Here is a 20,773-nt window from a genome sequence, read left to right on the forward strand (position 1 = left end):
TAATTATAAAATAGTGCTAAGCAGTAGCGTGAAAGATAAACCCAACACTGAAATGATCGTTTCTAATACCGACCAAGTTTTGAGTGTCTGTCCCACGGTCATACCAAAATATTCTTTGATTAACCAGAATCCCGCATCATTTACATGTGAGAAAACCAATGAACCTGAGCCTGTGGCAAGTACTAAAAGTTCTGGCCTAACAGCGACCCCAGCCGTAGCTGCAATTGGAGCAACAATACTACATGCTGTAGCCATAGCCACCGTTGCAGAACCTGTTGCCAAACGAATCAATGCTGCAACAAACCAACCCAACAATAATGGCGACAAATTTGCTTTCAAGGCTGTGGACACAATCTCATTAGAAATCCCTGTGTCACGTAAAATGCCACCAAAACCACCACCAGCACCAACAATCAACATGATTCCGGCAATAGAAGCTAAACATCCGCCGCAGAATTTTTCAATTTGTTCACGGTTAAAACCCTGCATCGTACCAAAGGTAATAAAGCTGACCAGTACAGCAATAAGCAATGCGATATCAGAAGTACCAATGAAACGTAGTAAATCATTTGCGAAAGTCTGTGGCGCAAAGAACAGATCTGCCCAACTTCCGATTAACATCAACACTACTGGCAGCATAATCGTAAATAAGGTAATCCCAAAGCTTGGCAACTCACGAGTTCTATTTGTATCTGCTTCAATAAACTGTTTTGCTAACGGGTTATTTTCAGGCAATTTGACGTACTTATTAATCCAAAGTGCATACAATGGCCCAGCAACAATAGCCGTTGGCACACCGACGATTAAGCTGTACGCAATCGTTTTACCAATATCAGCGTGATAGGCTTGTACAGCCAACAATGCCGCCGGATGTGGTGGAATTAAGCCATGCACAACAGATAAACCAGCGACCATTGGCAAGCCAACAACCAGTAAAGATTTACCAGTTCGCTTAGCAATGTTGAAGGCAATTGGAATGAGTAGAACGAAACCTACTTCGAAAAATACGGGAAGACCAACAATCAGCGCAATAAACATCATGGCCCAGTGAATATTTTTCTCACCAAACCATTTAATTAAAGTAATTGCTATTCGCTCAGCGCCACCCGACTCGGCCATCATTTTACCGAGCATCGTTCCCAGTGCGATTACAATCGCAAGGTGGCCCAAGGTTTTACCAGTACCAGCTTCGTATGATTTAACAATATCGCCCATTGGCATGCCAACAGCCAAAGCCAAACCGAGTGAAACAATAATAAGAACAAGAAATGGATAAATTCTGAACTTCGCGATCATGACAACCAATGCAATAATCGCGATTACAGTGTAGATAAGCAACATGCCACCCTGAACGGTTTCCATGTGATACTTCTCCTTGGAATAATACTATTTAGGCACACTGCCCAAACAAAGGTCTTCAACCACAGTAATTCCTACTGTTAAGACACTAAATTTTTATATTTAGGTGTGACCAGCACAAACTGGCCACCTCAATACAGCCTTAAAGCACATAGAATGCACTTCATTTTTTATAAATATTGACTACATTTACAGTGCTCTCAACTGACTCGCAATTTGCGCTAAGCGAGTAATTTCAGCCCAATCTTGTGCAGCTACAGCAGCTTTAGGCGTTAACCATGAACCACCTACACACACTACGTTTGGTTGCTTTAAGAAATCTAGCGCTGACTCTGCCGTAATTCCGCCAGTCGGGCAAAAACGTAAGTTTGGAAATGGACCATAAAATGCTTTTAGCATCTCAACTCCACCTGCTTGTTGAGCTGGAAAGAACTTCACAATCTCATAACCTAACTCAATCGCCTGAATCAGATCACTTGGTGTCATCACACCCGGTAATAAAGGTAAGCCAGCATCTTGTGCAGCCAAATGCAGATCTTTGGTCAAACCAGGAGAAACACCAAATTGAGCGCCTGCTTTTTTAGCTTGAGCACAATGTTCTGGCTTGGTAATCGTTCCTACACCTACCACAATGTCATCCGCCAATTGGCTCGCACGCTCAATAGCAGCAAGACCCGCAGCAGTACGCAACGTAATTTCAAGGACTTTTACACCACCAGCATGCAACGCACGAGATACATCTTCACCTTGCTCAGCAGAATCAAATGCCAATACAGGAATGACTGGACCTAATTTGACGATATCTTCAATTTTAATCATTATTTTTCAGTTCCTTTGACTCAAATCTGCTCTGGTAAAATTTCACCAACCAATGCACCAAATACAGATGCTCCATGTTCAGCTGGCGCAGCAGCAGCACGGAAAACACCAAATAATTCACGGCCAAAACCAACTTCGTTTTCTGCCTGATGTTCTGGCTGTGCAACAGGACGCGACTGCCAAGTCTGTTCATCTATTTCAACATCGAGTACGCCAGCCTCAGCATCAATAATCAACATATCGCCTGTTTGAACTTTAGCAATCGGCCCATTTAGCAAGGCTTCTGGAGATAAATGAATCACCGCAGGAACTTTGCCTGAAGCACCAGACATACGTCCATCAGTAACTAAAGCAACGTGAAAACCTTGATCTTGTAAAACACCTAACACAGGCGTTAACCGATGTAATTCAGGCATACCGTTAGCACGCGCACCTTGGAAACGAACAACCGCAATAAAATCTCGGTGTAACTCACCACGATCAAACGCTGCTTGTACTGCTTCTTGAGAATCAAACACGATTGCTGGAGCTTTAACTTTACGGTGCTCTGGCGCAACAGCAGAAATTTTGATAACACCACGGCCAAGGCGACCTTGCATCAAACGCAAGCCACCATCTGGTTGAAACGGCGCATCAATGCTACGTAGAACTTTGTCATCAAGGCTTTGAACCACACCGTCAACCCAAGTGAGCTTACCGTCAATCAATTTCGGTTCTTTGGTGTAATGCTGCAAACCTTTACCAGCCACTGTCGTTACATCGTTATGCAACAAGCCAGCTTCAAGTAAGTTACGAATAAGGAAAGCAACCCCACCCGCAGCTTGGAAATGGTTTACATCGGCCTTACCATTTGGATAGATTTTTGCGAGCAATGGAACAACAGCTGACAATTCATCGAAGTCATCCCAGTCAATCAAGATGCCAGCGGCACGAGCAATCGCAATTAAATGCAAAGTATGATTGGTTGAACCACCTGTAGCGAGTAACGCCACGATGCCGTTTATAATTGCTTTTTCATCGACAACATGACCAATCGGCGTGTAGTTTCCACGCTCAACGGTTAAATCAAGTACACGAATCGCAGCTTCTGCGGTCAGTGCATCACGTAATGGTGTGTGAGGATGAACAAATGCAGCGCTTGGCAAATGTAAGCCCATGACTTCCATCAGCATCTGGTTACTGTTGGCTGTACCGTAAAAAGTACAAGTCCCTTGTCCGTGATAAGCAGCTGACTCAGCTTCTAACAAAGCATCTCGACCAACTTGACCCGTTGCAAATTGCTGGCGAATTTTAGCTTTCTCATCGTTAGATAGACCACTGGTCATTGGGCCAGCTGGCACAAAAATAGTAGGTAAATAGCCAAACTGCAAAGCACCAATGAGCAAGCCCGGCACGATCTTGTCGCAAACACCAAGACATAAAGCTGCGTCAAACATGTTATGAGACAATGCAATCGCTGTACTCATCGCAATGGTTTCACGAGAGAACAAAGATAGTTCCATGCCAGCATTACCTTGGGTAATACCGTCACACATCGCAGGAACACCACCTGCAAACTGTGCCACGCCACCATTTTCGCGAGCGGCTGTTTTAATTAAATCTGGAAATGTTTTATACGGTGCGTGAGCCGACAGCATTTCGTTATATGACGACACAATGCCAATATTTGGTTCACGGCCAACTTTAATAATTAATTTTTCATTGTCATCCATGCTGGCAAAACCATGAGCCAGATTGGCACATGAAAGTGCCCCACGAGCAGGAAATTTGCCTTGTGCATGTTCAATACGTTGTAAATATGAAGAACGAGTTTTTTGACTACGGACGATTACACGCTCGGTCACTTTTGCCAATATTGGATTCGGCAAGTCCATGCTGGACGCTCCTGTACAACCGGATAAGCCGGAAAAGAAAAATAGACCAAATGATATATTTTTATAATCATTTGAAAAAAGGATGAACAATATTATTCAGGCAAAAAGCGACATGCAACCCCAGCCAATGTGGCTGTAATGGCCTCAGTACAAGCTTTAAAGACATAACGAGTTTATATTTTAGACAAAAAACTTATTTAATATTTAGGTATATTTACAGCTAAACAAAATCTCAAAAATACGGTAAATTTATTGTAAATCAACACAATAAAATATATTTAATACTATATAAATGATGAGCTTTTCATTCTAATTTTTAGTACTTATAAATCCATATTAGGTTCTTTTTAACGCCCTTAAATACCATCAAAACTTAATTTCAATTACGTATATTATTTGTAATATATGCTTAAAATTTAACTTAAAGAACCAACTCACTTATTCAATAAAGGTTTGTTTTCTAGCATTTAAAACACATGCTTCATTCGGGGTTATTTTTTCATAAATATATACAAAAAACTCGTTTCTAAGCATATAAAAAAACAAGGAATACAGTGGTTAAGCTTTATACTGGACAAATATTAGTTACAAATAATTTGATGGTCGATAGTGCTTAAGTCTAATGGGCTAAAGTCTATCTTGGACAGAAAAACAACACATGTTAAAACATGACAACCCGTTCAATCTGTATGAAAAAAATAATACATCTTGAACAGGAAGTTAGGAAAACTATTTTAAATCAGGACTTGGGTATTTCAACGTGGCTATATCAGTATTAGTTATCAATTGCGGCTCTTCATCTATTAAATACGCACTGGTTTCAGAGCGTCGTGAAGACCGTATTTACGGTTTAGCAGAAAACTTGGGGGCAGCTGACGCTCGTATTAAGGGAGTTACAGTTGGTGGTGAACCACTTGAACTTTCAATTCCTTATGCTGACCATGCCAAAGCTTTAGAAACTTTACTTGCACGTCTTGCCAACTACAAACCGCAAGCCATCGGACATCGTGTTGTACACGGTGGTAGTTTAACCAAAGCAGAATTACTCACTCCTGAAATTATTGAACGTATTCGTGCGGCAACGCCTTTGGCTCCGCTTCATAACCCAGCACATTTAATTGGTATTGACGCAACCGTACGCCTATTTCCTGAATTACCTCAGGTTGCCGTATTTGATACTGCATTCCATCAGACCATGCCACCGCATGCATACCGTTATGCAATTCCTAAGTTTTTATATACTGACCACAACGTCCGCCGTTATGGCTTCCATGGTACGAGCCATGCTTATGTATCTGACAAAGCAAGTGAGCTTGCAGGCAACCTGAAAAAAGGTGGATGGTTAACAGCGCATCTAGGAAATGGCAGTTCAACTTGCGCAGTTTGGAATGGACAAAGTGTTGATACATCTATGGGCCTTACTCCACTTGAAGGTGTGGTGATGGGAACGCGTAGTGGTGACGTCGACCCAAGCTTACATAGTTTCCTTGCGAAAAACCTCGGTTGGGATTTAGCAAAAATTGATAAAGTTTTAAATAACGAAAGTGGCTTACTAGGCTTATCTCAACTGTCTAATGACATGCGTACAGTGATTGAAGCTGCTGAAAATGGTAATGAAGATGCTTGTCTTGCAATTGAAGTGTTTAGCTATCGCCTTGCAAAATCACTTGCTGCATTAAGCTGTGGCTTACCAACTTTAGACGGCTTAATCTTCACGGGTGGTATTGGCGAAAACTCAGCTTATATTCGTGAAAAAACCTTAGCTTATTTACCTCATTTTGGTTTGCAGCTTGATAAAGATCAAAACAACAACCTAAAACGTGGCACTGAAGGCCGAATCGACAATGGAACTGGTCCTCAAATTTGGGTCATTCCAACAGATGAAGAAGGTCGCATTGCCAAAGAAACTCGTCAAGTTGTTGAAGCGGCAGAAAATACAGCATCTGTAGCAAGCCTTGCTTAATTAGAGCTCAGCGAAAACTCGATATTTATTTATAGGTTTATATGAATACAATTTTATTGATTCCTACAGGCGAAGGGGTTGGCTTAACCTCTGCCTGTTTAGGCATGATTTACGCACTTGATTGCAACGGGATTAAAGCTGGCTTTTTAAAACCATTTTCTCAAGAAGACCAAGAGCATCTTGACCGAACCACTTCATTATTTGGTCATCTATTTCAAAGCAAAACCGTTCAATCTATTTCGCATGAAAAATTAACTCAGCTTATTGCCGCTGGGGAAGTAGATGAATTACTTGAAGAGGCTGTCAGCCTCCACCGTAGCGTTGCAGCAGACCACGATGTCATTATTGTGGAAGGCTTATTACCTAACGGACAAGACCACTTCGCCAGTGAGCTCAACGCAAGTCTTGCACAAGCACTTGATGCAGAAGTCGTGCTGGTCAGCACAGCAGATATTCAAAACCCGAAAAAAGCCGCAGAAAAAGTAGATGCTCATTTACGCCAGTTCGGTGGAGCAGCTTCAAATCGTACTGCGGGCGTACTCTTTATGCGTACCCGTGGATTAACTGAAGAAACAGCACAAATTCCTGTTGCTTTTGATCCATCGTTACGACCGAATGAAGAAATCGCAAAATTTACGACCGAACTGCAAAAATATAATCGTTATTTTGGCTCTAGCGATTTACCAATTATTGGTTTGGTTCCATTTAGTAACACGCTAAGCGTACCGAGAACTCTCGATATTGCAAATGTCATTGATGGGCAATGGGTACATCAAGGTGAAGCGAAAACCCGTCGTATTTTGCATTCGAGTTTAATTGCTTCAAGCATTGAATATGAACTGAATAAATTTATTGCAGGCGAATTGATTATTAGCGCATCTGAGCGTACCGACGTTTTACTCGCAAGTAGTTTGGCAACGAGCAATGGTATTCCTCTAGCAGGTTTAGTACTTACAGAACGAGAAGCGCCGGCACCAGAACTTTTAGAGTTTTGTCAAAGTGCGATTAAACAAGGGTTGCCGATTTTACATACCCGTTTAAACATACTTGAAACCGCTCAGCGTTTATCTAATTTTGGTAATGAAATTCCAACAGATGATACTGAACGTGCTGAGCAAGTGACTCGTTTTGTTTCAAGTCATATTGATGTTGAATGGCTTAAGCAGCACAGCAACAATGCTGCTACCCCTCGCCTGTCGCCATCAGCTTTCCGTCACGAACTGGTGCAAAAATCGATTGCAGCGAAAAAAAGAATTGTTCTACCCGAAGGTGATGAACCACGCACCATTCAAGCTGCGGCAATTTGTCAGGCACGTGGTATTGCTGACTGTATTTTGCTGGCTAAACCAGATGTAGTACAGGATGTTGCAAAAGCACGTGGTATTGAATTACCTGCTGAATTGGCAATTGTTGACCCTGATAGTATTCGTGATCAATACGTTGCACCAATGGTTGAGCTACGTAAAGGTAAACTCAACGAGCTTCAAGCGAAAGAACAGCTTCAAGATACTGTTGTGCTTGGCACCATGATGTTAGCTTTAGATCAAGTCGACGGTTTAGTTTCAGGTGCGGTACACACCACGGCCAATACGGTTCGCCCAGCATTCCAGCTCATTAAAACAGCCCCTGATTATTCACTGGTTTCATCAATATTTTTTATGCTTTTGCCAGATGAAGTTTATGTATATGGCGACTGTGCGATTAATCCAGATCCAACCGCAGAGCAACTTGCTGAAATTGCAATTCAGTCGGCTGACTCAGCGAAAGCTTTTGGGATTGACCCACGTATTGCCATGATCAGCTACTCAACTGGTACTTCTGGAACAGGTGCAGATGTCGAAAAAGTACAGCAAGCAACTCAAATTGCTCAGCAACGTCGTCCTGATTTACTAATTGATGGTCCACTTCAATACGATGCAGCTTCAGTTGAAAGTGTGGGACGTCAAAAGGCACCAGACTCACGCGTTGCTGGCCGTGCAAATGTATTTATTTTCCCAGATTTAAATACGGGTAATACCACTTACAAAGCAGTACAGCGTGCTGCAAATGTTGTGAGCGTTGGACCAATGCTGCAAGGCCTAAACAAGCCTGTTAATGACTTGTCTCGTGGAGCATTGGTAGATGACATCGTCTTTACCATTGCATTAACCGCAATTCAGGCAGAACAGCAAGCCACTGCCAAATAATTAATATAATTAACCTTTACTACCTCTCGCCATTTGATGTCCGCTCAAATGGCTTTTTTTATTTTAGTTATTCAAAAATAAATAATTTTCCGATTTCTGGTATTTAAATCACTTCAATATCGTCTTATGCGACTTTCGGTCAAAAGATCAACCAATCTCCCACAACACTGTCTTTTTGTCATATAATTTAGCCCGCTAGCTAACAGCCCGCTCAAGAGATTTTCTGGTATGACAACGATTATCAAACAAGATGACTTGATTACATCGATCAAGGACGCCCTACAGTTTATTTCGTACTATCACCCGCAAGACTTTATCCAAGCGATGAGCCGTGCTTATGATCGCGAAGAAAACAAAGCCGCAAAGGATGCAATTGCACAGATTCTAATTAACTCTCGCATGTGTGCGGAAGGTCATCGTCCAATTTGCCAAGACACTGGTATTGTTAACGTTTTCCTTGAAGTGGGCTTAGATGTTAAATTTGATTTAACAATGAGCTTAGACGATGCGGTAAACGAAGGTGTTCGCCAAGGTTACCTTGAAAACAGCAACGTTCTTCGTGCATCTGTACTTGCTGACCCAGCATTCGGTCGCAAAAATACAAAAGATAATACCCCTGCTGTAATTCACTACAAACTCGTTCCGGGTAATAAAGTAGATATTACTGTTGCTGCTAAAGGTGGCGGTTCAGAAAACAAATCTAAACTTGCAATGCTTAACCCATCTGACTCGATTGTTGATTGGGTACTTAAAACTGTTCCAACAATGGGTGCAGGCTGGTGTCCTCCAGGCATGCTCGGTATTGGTATTGGTGGTACTGCTGAAAAAGCCATGATGCTTGCTAAAGAAGCGCTCATGGAAGAAATCAACATGGACGAATTACTTCGCCGTGGACCAGAAAACAAAATCGAAGAACTTCGTATCGAAATCTTTGAAAAAGTAAACGCACTTGGTATTGGTGCTCAAGGTCTTGGTGGTTTAACAACTGTTCTTGACATTAAAATTAAAGATTACCCATGTCATGCTGCTGGTAAACCAGTTGGTATGATCCCTAACTGTGCTGCTACTCGTCATGCTCACTTCCAGCTTGATGGTACAGGTGTAGCTCATATTCAAGCACCAAAACTTGAAGACTACCCTTCAGTAACTTGGGACTCTTCACAATCTAAGCGCGTAAACCTTGATACCATTACTCAAGAAGAAATGGATTCTTGGAAACCAGGCGACACATTACTTCTTAGCGGTACAATGTACACAGGTCGTGATGCTGCGCACAAACGTATGGTTGAAATGATCGACAATGGTGAAGAATTACCAGTTGATCTTAAAGGTAAATTTATTTACTACGTTGGTCCAGTTGATCCTGTGGGTGATGAGGTCGTTGGTCCTGCTGGTCCTACAACTGCAACACGTATGGACAAATTCACACGTAAAGTACTCGAGCATACTGGTCTATTCGGTATGATTGGTAAAGCTGATCGTGGCCCTACAGCAATTGAAGCAATCAAAGACAACAAAGCAACTTACTTAATGGCAGTTGGTGGTGCGGCTTACCTCGTATCTAAAGCTGTTCGCGAAGCTGAAGTTGTTGCGTTTGCAGACTTAGGTATGGAAGCAATCTACAAATTCGTAGTTGAAGATATGCCTGTTTCTGTTGCAGTTGATGTAAACGGTACTTCAATTCACGCAGTAGCTCCAAAAATCTGGCAAGCGAAAATTGGAAAAATTCCAGTAGTCGACGCTGCTGCAGGCTAATCAAGAAAAGCACCGAATTCGGTGCTTTTTTTTGCATTCTTTTTTTATTTTAAAATCTGAAAAGAATTGTAACAATTACTTCTTCAATCTGTGCTATTAATAAATGCACTCTCTCGCCATATATTGAATATAGGTCATTTCATGACTATTCGCCCTATTCTTAAAAATCTTTCGATCAGTCTCTGCTTAAGCTGTATTACCACAAGCTTATTTGCTTCTCCTGCCAAATTAAGTTCAGTCAAAGAACTCATGCAAATGAGCCAGATTGATTACCTGCTTAAAGAATCAATTAATGAATTAACGCCTTACTATGATCAACAGGCAGAACAGATCGTTAGTAATATCACGGGTATCAAAACTTTAGGTCCAAAAGAAAAAGAGGCCGCGAAAAAGTTAGGCTTACTTTTGAAAGATTCGAGCAATCAGCTCATTAGCAACCCAAAAACCGCTCAAGCTTTACAGGATATTTATCTTAAGACTTATACTGAAGAGGAAGTTCAAGCAAATTTGAAGTTTTTAAAAACTCCTGAAGGCCTATCAATTACACGCAAGAACGTGCAAATTATGGGGCAAATTTCAGAATACATGATGGAGTTGGGACAACAGACCTTTAATGACCCTAAAGCAAGGGATCATATGCAAGAAGAAATGCTTAAAATTCTTGCCCCACTCATGAAAGATAAAGAAAAGTCTTAACTTTTCTTTATCTTTTGTAGGCTATTACCAAGTTAAAGGATTCCATAATTTAAATGGCTTAATCAGATGTACATCTGATTTTTCATCATATTTGGCTGGCTTTAATTCCTGTGGTTTATGACGGATCTTGCCTGAAGCATCTTCAGCCACAAAGTTGTAGCTAGAAGATTTAAGCTCAGTAAATGCTATCTCTCTACGTCCAATATTGTCTTGCATTAACATAAATGGGCCAGTGTGTTCACCACGGTCCATTTTGTTCTCTTCATCATATTTCAAATAATAAGACGTTCCCGCCTCAACAGTGATATCAATATATTTTGGTTCTTGAAAATGAATACCAAGTAGAGGCCGGCTTGCAGAAAGACGATAAGTTCCTGCGGGCAATTCAATCCAGTAATAATGATTATGTAATAGACTCGGAATGCGTTTGCCATTCACAAAGAGATTTATCGCCGCAATTTCCTGACGATTCCATTTCGTGTCTGGTCGGTAAAGATAAACAACAGCAGCTTGTTGATTTTGTGGTTTGACTGGAACAAAAGTCTGACCCAATTTTTGATTAACCCAACCACCTACAGCAAAACCACCCACATGATATTGATCAAATAAACCAGGTTCTTTTTCAACATCAACTTTAGGTAAGGTCGCAGTCAATTCACCCGTATTTTTTTCTAAATGAGATGAACTTTGACAGCCCACAAACAGTCCGGCACAGCACAAAGATACGATTAAATAACGCATGGCATCCCTCAAAGCGTTTTGTTTTTGATTTATTTTTTACAACGCAAAACTATGCGTATTTTGTATTTTTAAGATTAACACCACGCACATAAATTGAAAACAAAAAAAGCATGAATCACTCGCGCGATTCATGCTTTTTAGATGAATGAAATCTCTATGCAGACTTCGAATCAATAACCTTTAAATCTGCCTTAGCAACACTTTCATGCGTTGCAGCTTCTTTAGGTTGACGCTCTGCTTTATAAACAGGTTCTGCTTCACCATTAATGACTGCTTCATTAATAATGACTGTCCCAACATCAGTACGACTTGGTAAATCATACATGGTTTCAAGCAGCACGTTCTCCATAATAGAACGTAAACCACGTGCACCAGTATTGCGTTCAAGTGCTTTCTTCGCGATAGCACGCAATGCAGAATCTTCAAAGATCAGATCAACATTTTCCATAGTGAAAAGATATTGATACTGGCGAGTTAATGCATTTTTTGGCTCAGTCAAAATTTGCATTAATGCTTCTTCATCCAACTCTTCAAGTGTCGCAATCACTGGTAAACGACCAATGAATTCTGGAATTAAACCAAATTTCACTAAGTCGGTTGGTTCAACCTGACGGAACAATTCAGCAAGTTTTTTGGTTTCATCTTTGTTTTTAACATCAGCTGTAAAACCAATACCGCCTTTCTCTTGACGCTGCTGTACAATTTTTTCCAAACCAGAAAATGCACCACCACAAATAAACAAGATATTCGAAGTGTCAATTTGGATAAACTCTTGCTGCGGATGCTTACGTCCACCTTGCGGAGGAATAGAAGCCACTGTACCTTCAATCATTTTTAACAATGCTTGTTGTACACCTTCACCAGAAACATCACGCGTAATTGACGGGTTTTCAGATTTACGAGTAATCTTGTCAATCTCGTCAATATAGATAATGCCCTTCTGAGCTTTCTCTACATCGTAGTCTGCTTTTTGCAAAAGTTTTTGTACAATATTTTCAACATCTTCGCCCACATAACCAGCTTCGGTTAATGTCGTTGCATCTGCCATTGCAAATGGAACGTCTAAAAGGCGAGCCAATGTTTGCGCAAGTAAAGTTTTACCCGAACCTGTAGGTCCAATTAATAGAATATTACTTTTAGCAATTTCTACTTCTTTAGACACATGGCCATTATGACCAACTTTTAGGCGTTTATAATGGTTATAAACCGCAACAGATAATGTCTTTTTGGCAAGATCTTGACCAATTACATATTGATCAAGCGCAGCACGTATTTCATGTGGTTTTGGCAATGCCTTACTCGCCCAGTCCCCTGCTTCAACCTGTTGGCTGGTTTGTACAAGGTCTAAGCAGACATCCACACACTCATTACAAATATATGCGTCCTCACCTGCAATCAGTTTCCCGACTTCAGACTGCGTTTTACCGCAAAATGAACAATGTTTTTGTCCTTGAGGATGTTCGGACATATTCACTCCACAAATAGAATCTTAAATATTAGGGCAAGATGCACTGCATAAATAACTAAATGGAGATCTTTTTCAACATCTCAAGTTATTTATATAGGAAGGTCCTTATGGACGCTTACTTAACACCTGATCAACCAAACCATATTCTTTAGCAGACTGTGCTGTCATAAAGTTATCACGGTCAGTATCACGAGCAACAGTTTCGTAGTCTTGACCACTATGCTCTGCCATTAAGCGGTTTAAACGTTCTTTAATAAATAGAATTTCACGCGCATGAATTTCAATATCCGATGCTTGACCGCGGAAACCACCTAATGGTTGGTGAATCATGACACGGGCATTTTCTAGACAATAGCGTTTGCCTTTAGCACCAGCATTTAATAAGAATGCCCCCATTGAAGCAGCTTGGCCCATACAATATGTGACGACATCAGGTTTAATAAACTGCATCGTGTCATAAATAGCCATGCCCGCTGTCACTGATCCACCTGGAGAGTTGATATAAAGGTGGATATCTTTATCAGGGTTTTCAGCTTCTAAAAACAACATTTGGGCAACAATTAGATTTGCCATATTGTCTTCAACTTCACCTGTTAAAAAAATGACGCGCTCACGTAAAAGTCGTGAATAAATATCAAAAGAACGTTCGCCGCGAGAAGATTGTTCAACCACAACAGGAACTAAAGCATTTTCAATTGTTGGAACATACATACGTTATTTATTCCTAAATTTTTTGTGACTTAACCTATGGCAACAATATGCGGGATAATTTCTCAAATTGCAAAAGGTTCGCACTGAAATATTATATTATTTATACCTAAGTACTTAATGTCGCACTCAAATTGACCACATAAAGAAAAACAAAAAAGGCGCCTAAAGCGCCTTTTTCTGACTTCTTAAAAGATTAGCCCATACGGCGAGCTTGTTGTTCTTTCAATAAGTCATCATAAGATACAGCTTTGTCAGTCACTTTAGCACCAGCTAAGATGTGATCAACAACTTGATCTTCTAATACAACTGCTTCGATTTGAGCACGTTGTTGAGCATCATTTTTGAAGTATTCAATCACTTCAGTTGGATCTTCGTAAGAAGAAGCCATGTCGTCGATGTAAGCATCAACGCGAGCTTGGTCAACTTCAAGTTTAGCATCAGCTAAAACTTTGCTTACCAATACGCCAAGCTTAACAGAACGCTCTGCTTGTTCTTTGAACAATTCGTCAGGAAGCATGCTCTTGTCAAAAGATTGCGCGCCTGCACCACCAAATTGTTGAGTGAATTGTTGAACCATTTGTTGACGTTGGCGGTCAATTTCTTGAGCAACCATTGCAGTTGGAACTTCAACTTCGTTCGCAGCAACAAGTGCATCAAAAGCAGCTTGTTTAACTTGGTTACGTAAACCATTGCGAACTTCACGTTCCATATTCTTACGAACGTCAGCTTTTAATTTCTCAACGCCTTCTTCTTCAGTTACACCGAAGATTTTCAAGAATTCTGCATCAATTTCTGGAAGTTTTGATTTTTCAACTTGCTTCACAGTGATTTTGAACTGAGCTGCTTTACCAGCCAAGTTTTCAGCTTGGTAGTCTTCTGGGAAAGTAACATCAATTACTTTCTCTTCACCAGCTTTCATACCAACGATGCCGTCTTCAAAGCCAGGAATCATACGACCTGAACCTAATACGAGTTTAAAGTCTTCAGCAGAACCGCCTTCAAACTTCTCACCGTCGATAGTGCCTTCAAAGTCAAAAGTCACTTGCATGTCTTTTTTCGCCATGCCCTTGGTAACAGCCCAAGTTTGACGTTGTTTTTGCAAGTTTTCGATCATAGCATCAACGTCAGCATCTTTAATTTCAGCTGTTTTACGTTCAACTTCTAAACCGTCGAATGCTTGTACTGCAACTTCTGGATAAATTTCTACAGTCGCTTCAAAAACTAAAGCATCTTCTTTATGTTCAACTTTATCAATGTTCGGCATACCTACCGCATTGATTTTTTCTTGTTGAATTGCTTCAAAAACGCTATCACGAATGATGTCATTTACAACTTCTTGATAAATGCCTGCACCATATTCGCGGCGAACAACGTTTTCAGGTACTTTACCTGGACGGAAGCCGTTGATCTTCACAGTTTTGGCAGTGCGTTTCAAACGAGCTTCAAATTGCTCGTTAATACGGCTCGTCGGTACAGACACATTTAAACGACGGGCAACGCCCGAAACCGCTTCAGTCGTTACTTGCATGGCTTCCTCGATAAAAATTAGTGAGTAGGAACAGTTTTTTTAAAAGTGCTGTATTATATGACAACTTTCAAGATATACAAAATTAACCGATCACTTCATTTAAGTTAGCCTCGTTATTCTCGTAAATTTCACAGTAATTTTATGATTCTTTAAATATTTTTCATAAAGCATTAACTAAAACTAATTTTTTAGTTATTCTTCATAAATCTAAAATTACAATCAAAATCTAAATTTAATCGCTTTTACAAACAATTACTAAGAATCAGTAGATTAGCTAAATAAAAGTACAATTCACCATTCAATCATTCACTTTTCCTTCACAATTCAATTGGCAAATCCAATTAACACAAACTGTACATATAAATAAGAATTATTATTATTCGCATAACCTTTTAGTTTTAGAGTCCTGAAGTCATGTCTTTGATTAGAACACGTAAAAAAATTGTTTCTTCTGCGATAGCTTCTTCGTTATCAATGATTGCAACAACAGCCATGGCACAAGAAGCAATTTCACAATTACCAACGATTCATGCTCAAGCGACTCAAGAAGAATCTTTAAAAGTAGATCAGTCAGCAAACTCTAAATTCGTGGCTCCCCTCAAAGACACACCAAAATCAGTCTCTATTCTTTCTCAAAAATTAATTAAAGATACAAACTCTAATACCCTACTCGAAGCATTACGCTATGAACCTGGTATTACGCTAGGTGCAGGTGAAGGCGGTACCCCGTTTACAGATATGCCTTACATTCGTGGTTATAGCGGTCAATCTTCTATTTATGTTGATGGTGTTCGCAATACAACTTCACAAAGCCGCGATATGTTTGCCATTGAACAAGTTGAAGTTATTAAGGGCTCTTCTTCTGCCCTTGGTGGTGGTGGTAGCGTAGGTGGAAGTATCAACTTAATCCCTAAAGTTGCTCATGAAGGTGACGTTTACCAAGGTAGTGTTCAAGGTGGTACTGACAACTATCGACATATCCAACTCGATGCCAACAAAGACTTTGGTAACGGTGTTGCTGGTCGTGTTGTTATTATGGGTCATGAAAATGAAAAAGCTGGTCAAAGTAACGGCGCAGAATATGCTCGTGCTGGTATTGCATCAAGTCTTGCATTTGGCCTAGATACTGCAACTCGCGGAACACTGAGCTACTACTATTTACGTAGTAATGATGAACCTGATGCAGGTATTCCGTTTAACAACGCAAATCCAACGACTCCTCCAGCTGGAGTTACTGTAACTCCTGGTGATGGTAAACCTGTTGATGTAAAAGCGGGTACCTACTATGGCTGGAAAGCACGTGATTTCGATAAACGTGAGAACCATATTGGTACGTTTAAATTAGAACATGATTTTAATGAAAATCTTACTTTGTCAAATGTAGCAACTTACAACAAATCTAAATCTGATTATGTTTATACGAATGCTGATGACTCTAAGGGTAATATTTACAGAGGCACAATCGCTCGTCGTGCTTTAAGTCGTATTTTGGATAGCGATGCTTATAGCGATCAACTTTCTTTAAGAGGTAAATTTAATACTGGTTCATTAAAACATTCTTTTAATGTCGGTACTGAATGGAGCTTCCAAGAAACTGATCAAGGTGTACATACCTTTACTAATGCTGCTGGTGAAACTACCTCAACCATTTTAGACAGCAACATTCAAAACTGTACTTCAGCCGCTGCTGTAGCAAATGGCTGGTGTACGAGTTTAAATAATCCAGGAAATGGTGCATTCACAGACAAACGTGGAACTATTACAGCACAATCGACCACTCGTAGTCATAATGTAGGTGTATATGCTTTAGATAGTATCGAATTTAATCCACAATGGTTACTTAACTTAGGTGTTCGTTGGGATAAATTTGACACTGAGAAAAAATACAATCAAGACGTAGGTGGACGTACACCTCATAAAGCTGGCGATAAACTAGAAAGTGATACAGATTACTTCTCTTACCAAGCTGGTTTAGTTTTTAAACCAACAGAAGATGGTAGTATTTATTTAAGCTATGCTACGTCAGCAAACCCAGTAGGTGTGCTCGCTGAAGGTGATACAGGTTCAGATTCTATTAGCGACTCAGGTGCTGCAAGTGCGAGTGCAAATGATCTAAAACCAGAAGAAGCTCGTACTTTTGAACTTGGAACAAAATGGGATTTGTTTAATAATCGTGCGAACTTAACAGCAGCAGTTTTCCGTACTGAAAAGCAAAATACTCGCATCCAAATCGATCCTACAACAACTGCAAATGCAGGTAAAAGTAAAGTTGATGGATTTGAAATTAGCTTGAACGGAAAGATTACTGACAAATGGGATGTATCTACAGGCTATAGCTATCTAGATAGCGAAATCACTGAAGCTGCTTACAATGCCATTGCTCAAGAAGGTAAACCATTACCATTTGTAGCGAAAAACAGTGCTACCTTATGGTCTACGTATAAAGTTATGCCTCAATTGACTTTAGGTGCCGGTGTTGAATATCGTGATCAAGTTTTTGTGAACACAACTGCTCCAAAATACTTGCCAACCTATACTATTTATAATGCGATGGCTAAATACGACGTGAACAAGAACGTAAATTTACAGCTTAACATCAACAATATCTCTGATAAGCGTTATTTCACTAGCGCACATGCGGCTCACTACGCGTTTGAAGGTAATGGCCGTAATGCAGTTTTAGCGATTAACTTTAAGTACTAAGTTTAAATTCCATAATTTATTTATGGAATTAATCAAATTTCATATAAAATAGCCTCATCACGAGGCTATTTTTACAAATGAAGTATCTATATTAAAAGGTGTTTGCTGTGATTCATCATATCCCCAATGTTTTAAGCAAAGAGCAAGTTGCCGAGTTTCGTAAACTTATGGAAGAAGCCAATTGGGTAGGTGGAAAAGTGACGGCTGGGACCTTATCTGCTTCTGTTAAAAGAAATCAGCAGCTTTCTGAACAAGACCCGCTTACTCATCATTTAAGTGATATTGTCATTAAAGCAATTTGGCAAAATCCAGTGTTTCAGGCTGCGGCTCTACCCCACAAAATTATTCCACCACTTTTTAATCGTTATGATGAACATGAAAGCTTCGGTTTTCACGTGGACAACTCAATTCGTCTTATCCGTGGCACTTCTGAGCAGCTCCGCACCGATTTATCTTGTACGCTATTTTTAAGCGAACCTGATGAATATGAAGGTGGTGACCTCGTTATTGAAGACACTTATGGTTATCACGAAGTCAAATTACCCGCAGGTGATGTGGTGCTCTACCCGTCTACTAGCCTGCATGAAGTTAGTAGTATTACTTCAGGTACTCGTTTTGCCTCTTTCTTTTGGGTACAAAGTTTGGTACGCGACGATAGTAAACGCCATCTTTTATTTAACTTAGATGAAAGTATTAGAGAATTACGTAAAACACACGGCGACAACTATCCAGAAGTCATGAAGCTCACCAACATTTATCATAATTTAATTCGAATGTGGTCAGAGCTATAACTACATTTATTTTTGCCTTATTGAGATCATATAATTTCTTTTACCTTAATTTGGCAAAAATATGAAAATTATTTTCTCATAAATATAAAACTGCGCAAAATTAGAAAATTATTTTCTAATTTCTGAGATTAAAATTACGATAAGAATTTTGCACAAGGTGTAATCATTGTTTAGATGTGATATATCTAAATATCAAGATTACCAGCAAACCATCAAACTTATTATTTCACGGTCTAGAGATGAAAACGAATTACTTGTTTGCCCAGCCTACTCAAGCAAGACATCATCCGCAACTCCTGATGCTGCGCCAAGCGCGCGTATAAAAATTTTGTCTGCTTTCTAAAGCAGCACTTTGAAATTCCCTTTAATTTTTCTGAATTAGATACCATATATTAAGTAGAGACGTTGCCTTTTAAATATATCCAGAGCAACTGCGCTACGAGACAAGGAGTTTTCTCATGATGTTGGCTGACCCAAGCAAAAAATACCGCCGTATGTACCAACGAGTGGATTTACCAGATCGCCAATGGCCAAATAAAGAAATTACGAAAGCGCCAATCTGGATGAGTACTGATTTACGTGACGGTAACCAAGCAATTTTTGAACCGATGAACATGGAACAAAAATTCAAAATGTTCAAAATGCTTGTAAAAATCGGTTTTAAACATATTGAAATCGGTTTCCCTTCCGCGTCTCAAATTGACTTCGATTTTACTCGCATGTTGATTGAAGAAAATCATATTCCTGATGACGTATACATTGAGGTTTTAGTTCAAGCACGTGATCATTTAATTGAACGTACTTTTGAATCTTTGGCAGGTGCTAAACGCGCAATTGTGCATATTTATAACTCTAACTCTCCAACCTTCCGTCAAAAGGTGTTGAATGTAGATGTTGATGGCGCAAAACAATTAGCAATTAATGCTGCTCAAAAAGTTAAAGAATATGCGGCGCAATATCCTCAAACTGACTGGATTTTCCAGTACAGCCCAGAGTGTTTCTCTGCAACTGAATTAGAAGTCGCTAAAGATGTCTGTGATGCCGTCACAGAAATTTGGGATGCACGTCCTGACCATAAAGTGATTTTAAATTTACCCGCGACTGTAGAAGTTTCTACACCAAATGTTTATGCAGACCAAATTGAATGGATGCATCGTAATTTGGCACGTCGTGATGGCGTGATCATTTCTGTTCATTGTCACAATGACCGCGGCTGTGGTATTGCTGCATCAGAACTTGCGATTATGGCGGGTGCTGACCGTGTTGAAGGTTGTGTGTTCGGTAATGGTGAACGTACAGGTAACGTTGACGTTGCAGCAATTGCATTGAACATGTACACCCAAGGCGTAGCGCCAGAGTTAGATTTCTCTAACATTAATGAAGTGATTGCAACGGTTGAAGAATGTACTGGTTTACCGGTACACCCTCGTCATCCATATGCAGGCGACTTGGTATTTACTGCATTCTCTGGTTCACATCAGGATGCAATCAAAAAAGGCTTTGAGTACCAGAAAAACGAAGAAATCTGGGATATGCCTTACTTGCCAATCGACCCGAAAGATTTGGGCCGCGACTATGACGCAGTTATTCGTGTAAATAGTCAGTCTGGTAAAGGCGGTATCGCTTACTTATTAGAAGCGAACTACAACGTTGTATTGCCTCGCCGTTTACAAATCGAATTCAGCCAAGTTGTTCAACAATATGCTGATGATAATGGTACAGAAATTAATGCAAAAGAAATCTGGACCTTGTTTAAAGACACTTATGTTGATGTGAAAAACCACCATTACACAGTCAAAAACTACAGATTATCTGACATTAATGGCACTCAAATTATCGAACTTGATGTTGATGTTGAAGGTGAAACACAACAACTTCGCGGTGAAGGTAACGGACCAATCTCTGCATTCTTAAATGCGCTTCAATTACCAATTGACGTATTGAACTATGAAGAACGTAGTATTAGTTCAGGTGCAAATGCGAAAGCATTAACCTTGATCGAACTTCAAGTCAAAGGTACCGGTAAAGGTTCATTTGGTGCAGGTGTTCATGACAATACCGTCACCTCATCGATTGAAGCAATTATTGCATGTACTAACCGTTTGATTGATCAAGGCGTTTTAAGTACAGATCAGGTTGTTGCCGCCGCTGTTTAATTTAAAAAAACTCTTTTGAAAGG

General features: G+C 40.0%; 14 protein-coding genes and 1 pseudogene. 8 read left to right on the forward strand and 7 right to left on the reverse strand.

The annotated features are described in order from the left end of the window. Positions 1-3: 3 nt before the first annotated feature. The 3 genes from MJX77_RS02875 to edd all read right to left on the reverse strand — a co-directional run bounded on the left by MJX77_RS02875 (position 4) and on the right by edd (position 4,052). Complete coding sequence (locus MJX77_RS02875; RefSeq protein ID WP_004794740.1) at positions 4-1,362, reverse strand: GntT/GntP/DsdX family permease; 1,359 nt, start codon at positions 1,360-1,362, stop codon at positions 4-6. Positions 1,363-1,548: 186 nt separating this feature from the next. Further along, positions 1,549-2,178 carry a bifunctional 4-hydroxy-2-oxoglutarate aldolase/2-dehydro-3-deoxy-phosphogluconate aldolase gene (gene eda / locus MJX77_RS02880; protein WP_252060517.1) on the reverse strand — a complete coding sequence of 210 codons (630 nt, stop codon included), beginning with the start codon at positions 2,176-2,178 and terminating at the stop codon, positions 1,549-1,551. A gap of 20 nt (positions 2,179-2,198) precedes the next feature. Beyond that, the gene (edd, locus tag MJX77_RS02885; protein WP_252060518.1) at positions 2,199-4,052 is read right to left on the reverse strand and encodes a phosphogluconate dehydratase; all 1,854 of its coding nucleotides are present in this window, start codon (positions 4,050-4,052) and stop codon (positions 2,199-2,201) included. Between the two features lie 658 nt (positions 4,053-4,710). Here edd and MJX77_RS02890 point away from each other — a divergent pair. The 5 genes and pseudogenes from MJX77_RS02890 to MJX77_RS02910 all read left to right on the forward strand — a co-directional run bounded on the left by MJX77_RS02890 (position 4,711) and on the right by MJX77_RS02910 (position 10,652). Further along, positions 4,711-4,831, forward strand: a pseudogene (locus MJX77_RS02890) (hypothetical protein). After that, positions 4,813-6,015: an acetate/propionate family kinase gene (locus MJX77_RS02895; RefSeq protein ID WP_191900508.1), complete on the forward strand. Its 1,203-nt coding sequence runs from the start codon at positions 4,813-4,815 to the stop codon at positions 6,013-6,015. The pseudogene MJX77_RS02890 and the gene MJX77_RS02895 overlap by 19 nt, the downstream one beginning before the upstream one ends. A 41-nt stretch (positions 6,016-6,056) precedes the next feature. Continuing rightward, complete coding sequence (gene pta, locus MJX77_RS02900) at positions 6,057-8,201, forward strand: phosphate acetyltransferase (protein ID WP_252060519.1); 2,145 nt, start codon at positions 6,057-6,059, stop codon at positions 8,199-8,201. Positions 8,202-8,429: 228 nt separating this feature from the next. Continuing rightward, on the forward strand, positions 8,430-9,956 hold the full coding sequence (locus MJX77_RS02905) for a fumarate hydratase (RefSeq protein WP_002115045.1): 1,527 nt from the start codon (positions 8,430-8,432) through the stop codon (positions 9,954-9,956). 141 nt (positions 9,957-10,097) lie between these two features. Beyond that, complete coding sequence (locus MJX77_RS02910; RefSeq protein WP_252060520.1) at positions 10,098-10,652, forward strand: DUF2059 domain-containing protein; 555 nt, start codon at positions 10,098-10,100, stop codon at positions 10,650-10,652. Between the two features lie 24 nt (positions 10,653-10,676). On the opposite strand, the gene MJX77_RS02915 is transcribed toward MJX77_RS02910, so the two are convergent. From MJX77_RS02915 to tig, 4 genes are all read right to left on the reverse strand, one after another. Next, positions 10,677-11,393 (reverse strand): DUF2846 domain-containing protein, encoded by a 717-nt coding sequence (locus MJX77_RS02915; protein ID WP_005302195.1) that lies wholly within the window; start codon positions 11,391-11,393, stop codon positions 10,677-10,679. A 154-nt stretch (positions 11,394-11,547) separates the two neighbouring features. After that, on the reverse strand, positions 11,548-12,861 hold the full coding sequence (clpX, locus tag MJX77_RS02920; RefSeq protein WP_005302193.1) for an ATP-dependent Clp protease ATP-binding subunit ClpX: 1,314 nt from the start codon (positions 12,859-12,861) through the stop codon (positions 11,548-11,550). 105 nt (positions 12,862-12,966) lie between these two features. After that, entirely contained in the window at positions 12,967-13,572 is a 606-nt protein-coding gene (gene clpP, locus MJX77_RS02925) for an ATP-dependent Clp endopeptidase proteolytic subunit ClpP (RefSeq protein WP_003654845.1), read from the reverse strand. Between the two features lie 193 nt (positions 13,573-13,765). Continuing rightward, positions 13,766-15,100: a trigger factor gene (tig, locus tag MJX77_RS02930; RefSeq protein ID WP_252060521.1), complete on the reverse strand. Its 1,335-nt coding sequence runs from the start codon at positions 15,098-15,100 to the stop codon at positions 13,766-13,768. Positions 15,101-15,514: 414 nt separating this feature from the next. On the opposite strand from tig, the gene MJX77_RS02935 reads away from it, so the two are divergent. The 3 genes from MJX77_RS02935 to leuA all read left to right on the forward strand — a co-directional run bounded on the left by MJX77_RS02935 (position 15,515) and on the right by leuA (position 20,750). Then, entirely contained in the window at positions 15,515-17,803 is a 2,289-nt protein-coding gene (locus MJX77_RS02935) for a TonB-dependent receptor (protein ID WP_252060522.1), read from the forward strand. Positions 17,804-17,910: 107 nt separating this feature from the next. Continuing rightward, the gene (locus MJX77_RS02940; RefSeq protein WP_199944983.1) at positions 17,911-18,594 is read left to right on the forward strand and encodes a Fe2+-dependent dioxygenase; all 684 of its coding nucleotides are present in this window, start codon (positions 17,911-17,913) and stop codon (positions 18,592-18,594) included. A 458-nt stretch (positions 18,595-19,052) separates the two neighbouring features. Further along, positions 19,053-20,750: a 2-isopropylmalate synthase gene (leuA, locus tag MJX77_RS02945; protein ID WP_107880700.1), complete on the forward strand. Its 1,698-nt coding sequence runs from the start codon at positions 19,053-19,055 to the stop codon at positions 20,748-20,750. Positions 20,751-20,773 lie beyond the last annotated feature (23 nt).

This window comes from Acinetobacter sp. AHP123, from assembly GCF_023757925.1.
Taxonomy (GTDB): Bacteria; Pseudomonadota; Gammaproteobacteria; order Pseudomonadales; family Moraxellaceae; genus Acinetobacter; species Acinetobacter oleivorans.

What these genes read in the sequence shown, in the direction of transcription:
- MJX77_RS02875 (WP_004794740.1), bottom strand. Translation starts at nt 1,362, where the DNA reads ATGGAAACCGTTCAGGGTGGCATGTTGCTTATCTACACTGTAATCGCG.
- eda (WP_252060517.1), bottom strand. Translation starts at nt 2,178, where the DNA reads ATGATTAAAATTGAAGATATCGTCAAATTAGGTCCAGTCATTCCTGTA.
- edd (WP_252060518.1), bottom strand. Translation starts at nt 4,052, where the DNA reads ATGGACTTGCCGAATCCAATATTGGCAAAAGTGACCGAGCGTGTAATC.
- pta (WP_252060519.1), top strand. Translation starts at nt 6,057, where the DNA reads ATGAATACAATTTTATTGATTCCTACAGGCGAAGGGGTTGGCTTAACC.
- MJX77_RS02905 (WP_002115045.1), top strand. Translation starts at nt 8,430, where the DNA reads ATGACAACGATTATCAAACAAGATGACTTGATTACATCGATCAAGGAC.
- MJX77_RS02910 (WP_252060520.1), top strand. Translation starts at nt 10,098, where the DNA reads ATGACTATTCGCCCTATTCTTAAAAATCTTTCGATCAGTCTCTGCTTA.
- MJX77_RS02915 (WP_005302195.1), bottom strand. Translation starts at nt 11,393, where the DNA reads ATGCGTTATTTAATCGTATCTTTGTGCTGTGCCGGACTGTTTGTGGGC.
- clpX (WP_005302193.1), bottom strand. Translation starts at nt 12,861, where the DNA reads ATGTCCGAACATCCTCAAGGACAAAAACATTGTTCATTTTGCGGTAAA.
- clpP (WP_003654845.1), bottom strand. Translation starts at nt 13,572, where the DNA reads ATGTATGTTCCAACAATTGAAAATGCTTTAGTTCCTGTTGTGGTTGAA.
- tig (WP_252060521.1), bottom strand. Translation starts at nt 15,100, where the DNA reads ATGCAAGTAACGACTGAAGCGGTTTCGGGCGTTGCCCGTCGTTTAAAT.
- MJX77_RS02935 (WP_252060522.1), top strand. Translation starts at nt 15,515, where the DNA reads ATGTCTTTGATTAGAACACGTAAAAAAATTGTTTCTTCTGCGATAGCT.
- leuA (WP_107880700.1), top strand. Translation starts at nt 19,053, where the DNA reads ATGATGTTGGCTGACCCAAGCAAAAAATACCGCCGTATGTACCAACGA.